Annotated in this window: 8 protein-coding genes; 5 read left to right on the top strand and 3 right to left on the bottom strand. The window is 38.4% G+C overall.

Features of this window, described 5'->3' with window-relative positions:
* Positions 1-16 precede the first annotated feature (16 nt).
* Entirely contained in the window at positions 17-3,541 is a 3,525-nt protein-coding gene (gene recB / locus GM698_RS08490; RefSeq protein WP_209289273.1) for an exodeoxyribonuclease V subunit beta, read from the bottom strand.
* 526 nt (positions 3,542-4,067) lie between these two features.
* On the opposite strand from recB, the gene GM698_RS08485 reads away from it, so the two are divergent.
* Positions 4,068-5,159: a porin gene (locus GM698_RS08485; RefSeq protein ID WP_209289272.1), complete on the top strand. Its 1,092-nt coding sequence runs from the start codon at positions 4,068-4,070 to the stop codon at positions 5,157-5,159.
* Between the two features lie 136 nt (positions 5,160-5,295).
* Here GM698_RS08485 and GM698_RS08480 read toward each other — a convergent pair whose 3' ends face one another.
* Entirely contained in the window at positions 5,296-6,687 is a 1,392-nt protein-coding gene (locus GM698_RS08480) for an MATE family efflux transporter (protein ID WP_209289271.1), read from the bottom strand.
* 135 nt (positions 6,688-6,822) lie between these two features.
* The gene (locus tag GM698_RS08475; protein WP_176808768.1) at positions 6,823-7,914 is read right to left on the bottom strand and encodes an extracellular solute-binding protein; all 1,092 of its coding nucleotides are present in this window, start codon (positions 7,912-7,914) and stop codon (positions 6,823-6,825) included.
* Between the two features lie 227 nt (positions 7,915-8,141).
* Here GM698_RS08475 and grpE point away from each other — a divergent pair, with 227 nt between their 5' ends.
* The 4 genes from grpE to hrpA all read left to right on the top strand — a co-directional run bounded on the left by grpE (position 8,142) and on the right by hrpA (position 13,372).
* Positions 8,142-8,735, top strand: a complete 594-nt coding sequence (gene grpE, locus GM698_RS08470) for a nucleotide exchange factor GrpE (RefSeq protein WP_209289270.1) — start codon at positions 8,142-8,144, stop codon at positions 8,733-8,735.
* 26 nt (positions 8,736-8,761) lie between these two features.
* Positions 8,762-8,890 carry a hypothetical protein gene (locus GM698_RS10695; RefSeq protein WP_256437767.1) on the top strand — a complete coding sequence of 43 codons (129 nt, stop codon included), beginning with the start codon at positions 8,762-8,764 and terminating at the stop codon, positions 8,888-8,890.
* Positions 8,891-8,954: 64 nt separating this feature from the next.
* The gene (locus GM698_RS08465; RefSeq protein ID WP_159630677.1) at positions 8,955-9,407 is read left to right on the top strand and encodes a DUF441 domain-containing protein; all 453 of its coding nucleotides are present in this window, start codon (positions 8,955-8,957) and stop codon (positions 9,405-9,407) included.
* Entirely contained in the window at positions 9,407-13,372 is a 3,966-nt protein-coding gene (gene hrpA / locus GM698_RS08460) for an ATP-dependent RNA helicase HrpA (RefSeq protein ID WP_209289269.1), read from the top strand. Before GM698_RS08465 ends, hrpA begins: the two co-directional genes overlap by 1 nt.
* The last annotated feature ends 275 nt before the right edge of the window (positions 13,373-13,647 follow it).

Raw genomic sequence — 13,647 nt, 5'->3', positions numbered from 1 at the left:
ACAATAGGCATAACATCTACCCAAATAACAAGTCCATTTCTTCAATCAATTTTTTATTTGGTTTATCAAAATAGACACCATTACCGCTTTCGCCATTCATTGCACGTAAAAATAGATAAGCTACACCACCAAAATCTCGATCATAATCGTAAGATTCGCCTAAACGAGAGAGTAAATAGCGGTGTATTGCAAGGGTATAAAGCAAATATTGTAAATCATAACGCTGTCTCCCCATTTCTCTTTGAATGCTTTCTGTAGAATAATTTTGTGGTAAATAGCCTAAGAAGTTGGATTTATAGTCAATTAAATAGAATTTTCCATTTATCTGCACAATGCAATCAACAAAACCACGTACGAACCCTTCTAATTGTGGCAGCTGTAACTCTGGCAATGTTTTCGCTAATGGACTATATTGCTTTAATAACGCATTCAATTGGTGTAAGGCTTTATTATTTTTTAAACGTAAATAGAATTGCCATTCGTTTAACCGTTTAGTTTCATCAATCTCTTTTAAACAAAAATTTGCCTCTGCCAAAGGGGTAGAAAAAATACGATCAAACCAAAGCAATGTTGGCTCTATCCATTCCTCGCTTAAACCTAATTGTTCACACACTTTCGCAACACGTTCTTTATCAATTTGCTCACCAAATCGGCAATGCTCAAAAAAGCTGTGTAACACCGTTCCAACTCGAATACCGTGCGGAAATTGATATGGTGAAAAGGCATCGGTTTCAATCGCGTAATCTGGCTCAATGGTTTCAATATGCACATCTCTGTCTTGGGCTAAATCTACCACTCTGTCTGCTTTACCCTCACTAAAACGCTCGTGTTGTGCATAAAGTGAAGTGAAGCTTGTAATCTGCCCTACTACCCGAATATTGCCACTAAAGGTTTTAGCTTGATAATCCTCTTCTGTTTTATCGCTTTCCCAACGGCTAAAAGGTAAATGCTCTGCGACTTCGACAATCTTGGCTGAAATCTGTTTTTGCTCAAAATAGCCCGCCACACTTACTTTATCTTTTGGTAACTGCCCCTCTGCCAATAAATAATGTAATGGGCTCCAGAGCGAAATCATTTTTGGCAACACTAAATTGATCTGCGATTCTGCACGGGTGAGTGCCACATAAAACAGACGAAGATCTTCCGCATAAGCTTCATTTTGGATTTGTGCTTTTACCTCTTCTTCGCCTAAATACCAATCCAATTCACCTTGTGCATTGCGGTATAAGCCCAAATTTGCCTTAGTATCGTTCTCGCTTTTTTCTGCTGCAAATGGCAGCCAAACAATCGGATACTGCAAGCCTTTCGAGCCGTGAATAGTCACAATTTTGATCAACTCTTCCTCGCTTTCCAAACGCAGAGGCTGTTCATCATTAAAATCGGGCGAGCTAATTTGTTTTTCATACCAACGCACCTGCTCCGCCTCTGATTCGAATGCTTGCGACATTTCTTGCAAAATTTCAGTTAAATGCAATAAATCCGTAATTAAACGATCTGCATTCGCTAAACCTTTCAAGCGTTCAATAATACCTTGCTCTAAATAGATTTTATGCAACATCGGTAAAATGCCTTGCTCTTTCCAAATTCTGCTATATTCAACGAACTGATTTACCTTTAAATCCCACAACATTTCGTTTTCTTTATAGCGATAAATCTCTGCCGCACTTAGCCCCCAAAGGGTTGAGCCTAAGGCTGACAATAAGGCTTTGTAGTGATATGGATTCAGCCCTGCTTGTAAAAGCCAACAGAGCTCAGAGGCAATTTCTGAAGCAAACACGCTAGCAGATTCTGCTAAATAAACCGATTTGATATTTCGTCCAGTCAAGGCTTTTTTAATCCGTTTTGCCTCTGAGCCTTTTCTCACTAAAATCGCAATATCTTTTGGCTCAAAAGGGTTAAACTCACCGCTTTTTTCAATACCCAATTTGCCCGCACGCATTGCATTAAGCTGTTGATGAATTTGATACGCACAAATTTCCGCCACATCATCTTGATTAGTTTTATCACTGGTATAACAAACAAAATGCCCCTGCTCACTTATTAATTTACCTTTGCGACTATCTGCTTGAACAGGATAAAAACCGATGTCCTCATAAAGAAACGGAGACTTCTCGCTATTTGCAAAATGAAACAAATTATTGACCGCTTGCACCACCTCGGGCAAAGAACGCCAGTTTTTACCCAAAGTAAATTGCTCATCAGCCTGCTTCGCTGCTCTCAAATAAGTGAAAATATCTGCCCCACGGAACTTATAAATAGACTGCTTCGGATCGCCAATCATAATAAAACCGTTATCGCTCTGCCCTGCCATAAAAATTTGGCTGAAAATTTCATATTGGATAAGATCGGTATCTTGAAACTCATCAATCATTGCAAAAGGATAAATAGATCGAATTTTTTGTGCTAATGCTTTACCCGTTTGCGGATTTTTCAAAGCTTGATTTAACATTACCAACAAATCATCAAAACCACGCTCTGGGTGTGATTGCTTATAGTCTGCCAGCTTCGTTTTTAAGCCTATTAAAAATTGATAGAGCAAAATCGCTTTCAAACTATTTTCAAACTGCTCTTTGTAAGCGGTCAAAAATGCCTGATTTCTTGCAAGTTGGGGAGAATTTATCGGTTCGCACTTGTCTTTTGTTGAAGCAACTATCATATTTTCCGTTAATCGGTGAAATTCTTTCGGCAATACTAATGAGGCAGTATTTACCCAAACGTTCATTTCGATAACAATATCTTCAAACTTATTTGCTCGATATTTATTGCCGTGTAAAGATTTCTTCGCAGCTAAATCCTCTCGAATTAAAGTAGCTAATTCTTTACCATTTTTTATCCATTCTTTCTTAACTTCATCAATAAATTGCTTATATTTTACTAAATATTCAGAAAAATCCTGATTTAAAAACGCTTTCGGCTCTGGCAATTCGCTTGCCAAATAGTTTCTCACGGCATTTAACGCATTTTCTGGTGTAGCTAATTCAGTCGAAATAATTTCACATTCTGTTATCCCTTTCGGATAAAATTGCTCTCGCCACACCTCTTCGCTTAATTTTTTAAGTAAATCCCGTTGATTTGGCTGTAAATCTAAATCAAACCTTACGCCAGATTCAAACGCAAATTGCACTAACATTTTTTGACAAAACCCGTGAATGGTGAACACGCTAGAAATATCAATTTCTCGTTCAGCAATGCTTAAACGCAATAATGCCTCGTGAATATCATTCATTTGCGAATAAAGTTGAACTAAAAATTCAAGATTATTGGCATAAGGCTTACCATCAATGCTTTCCCCATTAACTTTATCTCTTAAAAATTCGGCACATTGCTGAATATTTTTGCGAATACGGTTTTTCAGCTCTTCCGTTGCCGCTTTCGTATAAGTGACGACTAAAATCTGCTCAACCGTAAGTGGCATACACCCCACGCCCAACAATAAACGCAGATAGATATTCGCAATAGTGAAAGTTTTGCCCGTGCCTGCAGAGGCTTCAATTAGCACAGATTGATTAAGTGGTAATTCAATAGGATTTAAGTTTTGCATAACTGGTTAATCAACAAAAAGAATGGAAAGATTTTATCGACAAATAAAGAAAATAACTAGCACTGAATACTCAAGAAATTTCAGTCGGATACTGAAGTAAAACACCCCATATTTTTTTCATTTCTATCATTCTTCATTTATTTTGTGATCAAGATCACAAATTTGAACAAAATTTTGAATTTTTTGCTTTTTTATAAATACATAAAATCTGACTTTATCTAATTTCAAAAAATATGCTTAAAAATCAAAAAGTTACATATTTTCTTTGAAATTTCACTCCAAAAGAATTATTAAAAATGTGATCTACGCCTCATTTTTAAGTCAGCCCTATTTTTATAAAAAGTTCATAACTTATTGATTTTAAAATGATTATAAAAAATCGCTTAAATTTAGAGTATTTGACGAAAAAATTTTATTTAGGTAAATTTCACCACGACAAAAAACACGTTGTTTAAATAAATTTTCAGTTCTTATTGGCTGGGTAACTAGCTTGTTAAAAACACTAACTACTATAAGGGAAAACATTATGAAAAAAACACTTCTTGCATTAGCAGTTGCGGCAATGGCTGCAAGTGGGGCAAACGCAAACGTTATCTATCAAAAAGACGGTACTAAAGTTGATGTGGACGGTCGTGTTGCATTAGAAATTCAAAAATTTGACAATAAACGTACAGATGTAATTGATAACGGCTCACGCCTTCGCTTCCGTGCGTTCCAAGAGCTTAATAATGGTTATGAAGCGTTAGCTGTTGCTGAATTACGCTTTTCTAATAAAGATGGTTTTGGTAACGACATTCGTGCACACCGTTTATTTGCTGGAGTAAAACACAACGATATCGGTTCTTTAACCTTTGGTAAGCAATTAGTAGCAGGGGATCATATTCCTAAAGCAAACTACACAAATAATATGGGCGGAAACGTATTCTTAGACTCTCACGGTAAAGCATTACATTTTATGTCTGCTAAATTTAATGGCGTTCGTGTAGCAGCAGACTACTATGTGGGTAACTCAAATAAACAAGAAGTAAATTCAGGCAACGGTTTCCAATTCGGTTTATTCTATGATGGTCAATTAGGCGATGCAAAAGTACGTATCGGTTCAGGCTTTGGTGAAGTAACTGCAGCTAAAGCAGGCAAAAAAAATACAGTATGTCATGTTTACTCAACGGTAAATCCAGCTAAATGTGTTTACGAAGAAGTTACTTACGATAAATCAGAAGAATTCAAACGTAAATTTGCAGGCGTAGGTTTTGATGTAAATTACGGCGATGTAACTTGGGGTCTTGACTGGGCGTATGCGAAATCACCAAAAGGTCAAGCAGCACAGACATTCCAAACATTTGGCGTGAAAAAATTCGAAAAAATCAACCGCTTTGATGCAGGTGTGAAAGTTGCATTAACGCCACAAAATAACATCTATGGTAGCGTGTTATTCGGTACTGGACAAAATGCTGGCGAACAAAAAGCGAAAAACTTAGGTTGGAGATTAGGTGCAGATCACCAATTCAACAAATTCGTTACCGTATATGTTGAGGGTGGTAAAGGTAGAACCAAACAAGCAGGCAAAACTGTTGAGAGAAATAGCAAAGTTGCTGTTGGTACAATCATCAAATTCTAATCTCACCATTAATTTACCTTAGTATTTTAGCCACTCGAAAGAGTGGCTTTTTTCATTAAAGATTGGCAATTTTTTAAGTACAATACATTTGCAAGATTTCCTCATAATTTGACCGCTTGCAAATTGCCTATCAAAATTACTTCACCCTTTCTAATTTCGCAATAAGCTCTTCTTCTGGTATAGATTGAATTTTTCGCATTTGCCAAAGCAATAAACCACCCGCTAAACTTAAACCAATACAGAATACAAGCCAGAAGCCCTGTGCCTCCATCGGTTGTACAATCCAATCCGTTCTTGCCAAAATATAGCCTAGCGGCATACTCACCATCCAATAGCAAAAAATTGTGACATATAAAATTGGTTGAGTATGTTTATAACCACGCAAAATACCATTTGTTACCGCTTGAATCGCATCAGGAATTTGATAAATCGCGGCAAAAATCAATAAATTTGCGGTCATCGCAATGGAAACAGGGTTGCTAGTAAATGCAAGCGGAATGACATTTTTAAGTGTAATAATCATTATTGCAGCAATAATTGCTAACATAGTTGCAGTTATCAACGCGTGATAACTGAGCATTTTTGCACCTTCTATATTTTTCTCCCCAAGGGTTTGCCCAATCATAATCGTAGTGGCAATACCAAATGACATTGGAATCATAAAAAACAACGAACTGGTTTGCAGTGCCGCTTGATGGCTTGCCACAACCTGTGAGCCAAGCGGTGAGAGAAAAAGAGAGGAAGTTGAAAATAGCATCACCTCAGTAAAAATCGCAAAGGCAATCGGCAAACCTAATTTGCAAAGTTTAAGCAAAATTTGACCGCTTGGGGCTTCAAGCCATTTTTCAAATAAGCGAATATCTCTTTGTGGCGGATTAGTATAGCAATAATGTAACAACATTAAGAACATCACCCAATTCACAATCGCCGTTGCCACACCGCAACCCTCTGCGCCCATTTCTGGCAAACCAAACTTCCCAAAAATAAAAATATAGTTGAGTGGAATATTAAGTAATAGACCGAAAAACGTAATTCTCATAGCCGGTTTAGGGTTAGATAGCCCGTCGTTCATACAGCGTAAAGTTACGCTAAGTAAGGCAGGAACTACCCCAATTGCCATTAAAACTAAATATTGTTGCGATTTCACTGAAAATTCAGCTGGCGTTTTCATCAAGTCTAAAATCAAATGACTATTCAGGAAAATTGCAATCAACGGAATCGCCATTGCAAATACAATCCAATAACTTTGCCTAACTTGGTGTGCGATTAAGTGTCGGTTACCCGATCCGTTTAAATAAGAAACAGTAGGCGTAATCGCATTTAAAAGTCCTAATACAAATAGGAAAAGCGGAAAATAGATAGAATTGCTTACAGCAATTGCAGAAACATCATCATCACTCACTAAGCCTGCCATCACAATATCAGCTAAGCCCATTCCAGAAGCGGAAAGTTGAGAAATAAAAATTGGCAATGATAATTTAAATAACTTACGGGCATTTTGTGAATATTCTTGCCATCTTAAATTCATAGTAACCTCCTAAAATCTAGGTGAACGTTATTATTCCTTAGAAAGCGGTCGTTTTTTTCAAACGTTTTGCAACTTCAGTAACGAAGAAAAAGCCTCTAGAGATTGCTCACTAGAGGCTCAAGAATTAATCAGCGATTAATTTTTTACTGCTTTTAATTCTTGGTAGTATTTTTCATAAAGCTCTACTGCATCACCTACATCATCTTGCCATTGTGCTTTTTGTAATACCTCAGTTGTTGGGTAAATTGATGGATCTTCAGTAATTTCTTTTGGTAATACTTTCAATGCCTCAACGTTTGAAGTTGGGTACCCGATTTCTAATGTTAATTTTTCAGCTACTTTTGCACTTAATAAGTAGTTGATTAATTTATGTGCGTTTTCTTTGTTTTTCGCATTTGCCGGAATGGCTAAAGTATCCACCCAAAGAACTGGACCTTCTTTTGGGAACACCATATCAATTGGTGCATTTTCTTTCTTAGCAATACGCACAGAACCATTCCATAACTGACCTACAGATACTTCACCTGAAATAAATGCGTTTGCAGGGTTATCCGAGTTAAACGCCAGAATATTTGGACGAAGCTTCAATAATTCTTCATAAGCCGCTTTAATTTCTTCTGGATCAGTTGTATTAGGGCTTTTACCTAATTTTAAGAGTGCTAGATTAAATACTTCACGTGCATCATCTAATAATTGAATTTTATTCGCAAACTCAGGTTTCCATAAATCTCCCCAAGAAGTGAAAGTATCGCCTTTATAATCAGCTGTGCTAAATGCAATACCTGGTGCACCTAATAGTTGAGGTAGTGAATATTTATTACCTTGATCGTAAGGTTTATTTAACCAATCTTGGTTTAATTCTTTAATGACAGGAAGTTGAGCATGGTCTAACTCCGCTAACATCCCTTCACGAGCCATTTTAGAAACAAAGTAGTTAGTTGGTGCAATAACATCATAACCACCATCTTTACCTTGTAATTTTAATTTAGCATACATTGTTTCATTAGATTCAAGACTTGAAACTTCTACTTTAATGCCCGTTTCTTTGGTAAATTCATCTAACAAGCCTTCAGGCACATATTCAGTCCAAGTATAAAGATGAACTGTCTGATTTGTTGCTTGAGGTTTTGCTTCTGCCGCAGTTTTATCTTCTGCTTTTTCTTCATTACACGCTGTTAATGCAACTGTTGCTAAACCCGCTGCGAATAAACCCGCTAATTTTTTCATTTAAGTTTTCTCCGTTAAGTTAAAGAAAAGTGATTAAAAAATATAGCCTTGCCTAAGGGCGTAAAAGACTAGGGGATTTTAAGCTACCCCCTAGATTTTGCAAGCCTTTTCTGACTAAAAGCAGAATATTTTAGCAAAAAAACTGTATGATGAGCTTGAAATCCCTTAATTTATCTTTATATTAAATAGCGTTTATAATTTCTAAAATAGGCTTTAAGAGGATTAAAATGACTACACAAAACGAAAATTTACACACAGACGTAACGGAAGAACTGCAACCTGAAGTTGTAAATGAAGAAACTCAACATGAAGAACAAACTAAACAACAAGCCGATCCATTAGCACTCGCTCAAGCTCGAGTTACTGAATTAGAAGCTTATATTGCAGATGCCGATAAACGTGAGCAAGATATTCAATTACGTGCACAAGCAGAAATCCAAAATATCCGCCGCCGTACAGAACAAGATGTAGAAAAAGCACATAAATTCGCGTTGGAAAAATTCTCTAAAGAATTATTAAACGTAGTTGATAACCTAGAGCGTGGTTTAGATGCTTTAGATAAAGCCGTTACTGATGAAACAACTCAAGCATTAGTTGATGGTGTTGAAATGACTCATAAAGAATTTGTTAATACCTTAGCTAAATTTGGCGTTGTCGCGATTGGCGAAATAGGCGAAGCATTTAACCCAGAATTGCACGAAGCAATTTCAATGCAACCAGCTGAAGGGATTGAATCTAATCATATTAGCTCCGTACTACAAAAAGGTTACACGCTACACGGTCGTGTCATTCGTCCTGCGATGGTAATGGTGGCGAACTAACTTCAAATTTAGGAAGAAGATCACAAATGAGTCTACGATTTGATAAATTGTGTTTGACAAAAGCTCCGCAAAAAGCCAATCAATCGCCTAAAATCGTAGGCTTGATGGTAGCAAATGTTGGCTTAATAATGACGTTAATGAGATTTATCAACTAATCCTTAATCCCTTTAATATTCCCTTACTTCTCAGAAGTAAGGGTTTTTACATTTTTTAATTACGATGTCTTTACAAATAAACTCCGTTGCATTACTGCTTGTGATGCTAATTGTGCTAGGTCTAATCAGCCAAAACAGTGCGGTAACTATTTCCGCTGCTGTATTGCTGATTATGCAACAAACTTTACTTTCTAAATATATTCCCTTTGTCGATCAATATGGCTTAAAAATTGGGATCATTATTCTGACAATTGGCGTACTTAGCCCATTGGTTTCAGGGCGAATAATCCTCCCCAATCTAGCCGAATTACTGAACTGGAAAATGATCTTCTCAATTGTAGCTGGTATTGTCGTTGCTTGGCTTGGTGGACGGGGCGTCAATTTAATGGGCAATCAGCCAGTATTAGTCACTGGATTATTAATTGGCACAGTTATTGGTGTTGCTCTGTTTAAAGGTGTGCCAGTAGGGCCTCTGATTGCCGCAGGCATTTTGTCGTTAGTGATAGGAAAAGCGTAATGAAAGAAAAATTACCCAAAAACACACATAAACAACCGCTTATAAAATTAGAAAATATCACAACAACCGATTTTAGACGTCTGCTTAGTCGGTTAAAAGGGGCTGAAAATATTAAAAAAGAAGCACACAAGCGGTCTGTTTTAGATGAAATATTGCAAGATTTAAATGCCTGTCAAGCTCGCTTTCTCGCTCGCCAAGCACATTCTAGAAACCTCAAAATAGATTACCCTGATCTACCCGTTTCCGCTCGCCGTGAGGAAATTTTAACACTGATCCGTGAAAATCAGGTGGTAGTCATTGCTGGAGAAACTGGCTCGGGCAAAACGACTCAATTGCCTAAAATGTGCTTAGAACTTGGGCGTGGCGTGAAAGGATTAATTGGGCATACTCAACCACGCCGAATTGCAGCTCGCTCGGTAGCCACTCGCATAGCCGAAGAGCTAAAATCAGAACTGGGTAATACTGTCGGCTACAAAGTCCGTTTTAACGATCAAGTAAATGAACATAGTTTAGTCAAACTGATGACAGATGGGATTTTACTTGCTGAAATTCAGCACGACAGATATCTTAACCAATATGACACGTTAATTATTGACGAAGCCCACGAGCGGAGCCTAAACAACGATTTTATCTTAGGTTATTTGAAGCAAATTCTGCATAAACGCCCCGATCTGAAAGTAATCATCACCTCGGCAACCATTGATGTAGAACGCTTCTCTAAGCATTTTAATAATGCTCCAATTATTGAAGTTTCTGGACGAACTTTCCCAGTTGAGGTGCGTTATCGTCCGATTGTAGAGGAAAAGGAGCAAGACCAGCTGCAAGGGATTTTAAATGCCGTTGATGAATTGCAAGCCGAAGGACGTGGCGATATTCTGATTTTTATGAACGGAGAACGGGAAATTCGTGATACTGCTGAAGCGTTACAAAAGCAGGAACTTCGTCATACTGAGATCCTGCCACTTTATGCCCGACTGTCTGTGGCCGAACAGCAACGGATTTTCCAGCCAAGCGGTGGTTTAAATCGGATTATTTTAGCGACCAATGTTGCGGAAACCTCGCTCACAATCCCCAATATAAAATATGTGATCGATACGGGTACTGCTCGCATCTCACGGTATAGTTACAGAACCAAAGTGCAACGACTACCCATTGAGCCAATTTCCCAAGCCTCCGCCAACCAACGGAAAGGGCGTTGCGGGCGGGTTTCTGAGGGAATTTGTATCCGCCTCTATTCTGAGGAGGATTTTAACAGCCGCCCACAATTTACTGATCCCGAAATTTTGCGAACTAACCTTGCTTCGGTTATTTTACAAATGACTTCACTTGGGCTAAGTGATATTGCCTCATTCCCTTTTGTAGATGCTCCCGATAGTCGCCAAATTCAAGATGGAATTCGGTTATTAGAGGAATTGCAGGCGATTAGATTACGCCATAAAAATGATAGAGCAAACCTCAACGCAGGTCCAAAATCTAAAAATACAAAAGAAAAGGATCGCATCAACAAATCAAATTGGATTTTAACGCCTATTGGTCGCCAACTCGCTCAACTGCCTGTTGACCCCCGCTTAGGTAGAATGATTGTTGAGGCAGCAAAAAATGGATCGTTACACGAAGTAATGATGATTGTCTCGGCTCTGTCAATTCAAGATCCCCGTGAGCGTCCACAGGAAAAACAGCAATCGGCAGACGATAAACATCGCCGTTTTGCCGATAAAGAGAGCGATTTCTTAGCATTTGTGAACCTATGGCATTTTATCCAAAGCCAGCAAAAAGAGCTGTCGAAAAACCAATTTCGCCATCTCTGCCGTAAGGATTACCTTAACTATAACCGTGTGCGAGAGTGGCAGGATATTTATCACCAACTACGCCTTGCCGTGCGTGAAATGGGGCTAAAAATTAACTCAGAGCCTGCTACTTATCAACCGATTCATACTGCACTTTTAACGGGTTTATTGTCGCATATCGGCGTGAAAGATAACGAAAAAATGCACTATTTAGGGGCAAGAAATGCACACTTCTTCCTATTTCCGAACTCAGTACTCTTTAAAAAACAGCCAAAATGGGTGATGGCAGCTGAGCTGGTAGAAACCACTAAACTCTGGGGGAGAATGGTCGCTCGAATTGAGCCAGAATGGATTGAGCCACTCGCCGTGCATTTAACGAAATCAAATTATAGCGAACCTCATTGGGCAAAATCCAAAGGGGCGGTAATGGCATCAGAAAAAGTCTCACTATTCGGCATTCCAATTGTAGCAAGTCGCCCTATCAATTACGGTTTAGTGGATCCTAGCGTTAGCCGTGAAATTTTTATCCGCTCAGCACTAGTTGAGGGCGAATGGCACAACAATTACAAATTTTTCAAAGAAAATAACCGCTTGATCCGTGAAGTAGAAGCAATGGAACACAAATCTCGCCGCCGTGATATTTTAGTGGACGAACAAGTTCTGTTTGAATTTTACGATCAACGAGTGGGTACAGAGGTGGTTTCGGCTAAACACTTTGAGACTTGGTGGAAAAAAGTCGCCAAAAACGATCCTGATCTGCTCAATTTTGAAAAATCCTTCCTGATTAACGACAATGCGAACCAAGTAAGCGAGCTGGATTTCCCGAATTTCTGGCATCAAAAAGCATTAAAACTCAAGCTGAGCTATCAATTTGAAGTTGGCAAAGATCACGATGGTGTCACCGTGCATATTCCGCTACCACTGCTCAACCAAGTCGAGCCTGAGGGCTTCGACTGGCAAATTCCGGGGCTCCGCCACGAATTAGTCGTCTCTCTAATCAAGAGCTTACCCAAATCACTAAGACGAAATTTTGTGCCTGCACCAAACTATGCTGAGGCTTTTCTAGGCCGAGTTGAGCCATTTAAAAAGCCATTGCTGGAAAGTCTAAGTGTTGAGCTTCGCAAAATGACAGGCGTATTCGTTGAGCCTGAACAGTGGGATATTAGCCAATTACCACCACATTTGCGGATAACATTTCGTGTAATTGATGGCAAAGGCAAAAAGTTGCAAGAGAGCGAAAATTTAGATGAGCTGAAATTTGACCTCAAAGATGAGGTGCAAAATACCCTTTCTAACGTCGCTGATGATGGCATTGAACAAAGCGGTTTGCATATCTGGAATTTTGCTGAACTTCCACAATTCTACGAACAGAAAAAAGCCCATTTCAGTGTTAAAGCCTACCCTGCAATTGTTGATGAACAAACGACAGTTGGCGTGAAATTATTTGAAACCGAATTTGAACAAACAAGAGCGATGCAAGCTGGGCTTCGTCGTTTGTTGCTGTTAAATGTGCCTTCGCCAATTAAATATCTGCACGAAAAATTGCCAAACAAAGCGAAGCTAGGTTTGTATTTCGCCCCATTTGGTAAAGTACTCGAACTGATTGATGACTGCATAGCCTGTGCAGTAGATAAGTTGATTGAAGATTTTGGTGGATTTGTCTGGAACGAAGAGAAATTTAACGCCCTAAAAGAATATGTGCGAGCTAACCTCAACACCACCACAGTCGATATTGCAAAACAGGTCGAGAAATGCTTAACACTAGCCTATGAGCTACATAAACGCTTAAAAGGCAAACTTGATTTCACGATGGCGTTTGCATTAAGTGATATTAAATCACAAATTGATAGGCTAATTTACCCTGAATTTGTCACCCAAACTGGCTATCAACGGCTAAACGATCTACACCGCTATTTGACTGCAATTGCACGCCGTCTAGACAAGCTTGTGATAGATAGCAACGCAGACAGAGCCAAAATGCTGCGAATCGAACAGGTACAAGAAGCCTATAAACAGCTCTTAAACAAATTACCAAAATCTAAGGCGATTCCAGATGAAGTGCTGGAAATTCGCTATATGATTGAAGAGTTAAGGGTGAGCTTATTTGCTCAACAGTTAGGCACAAAATACCCAATTTCGGATAAACGGATTTTGAATACGATTAATGATATAAAATAGATATCCTATTATCTATGGGGGAATTTGTCAGTAGCAAATTTCCCCTTGTTTTATATTTAATTGCAATCCTAAAAAGCACATCTACTACATTTTGATTGCAAAAAAATATGCAAAATAACTACTATTACAGCACTTCTGTCTTCATTAAAATCATATGAGTATTATTTGTAATATTAAAGATACTATATTGGCTATAAAAACCAACTTAGGTGAAGAAATAGGTGCTGATAGTATAGCCACCTACCTCTAAATATAGAAAAATCACTTAGTAAACA

Source organism: Mannheimia sp. ZY171111 (assembly GCF_017750945.1).
Taxonomy (GTDB): Bacteria; Pseudomonadota; Gammaproteobacteria; order Enterobacterales; family Pasteurellaceae; genus Mannheimia; species Mannheimia pernigra.
The sequence above is the reverse complement of the archived record's forward strand: the minus strand, read 5'-3'. Positions and strand labels throughout refer to the sequence as shown.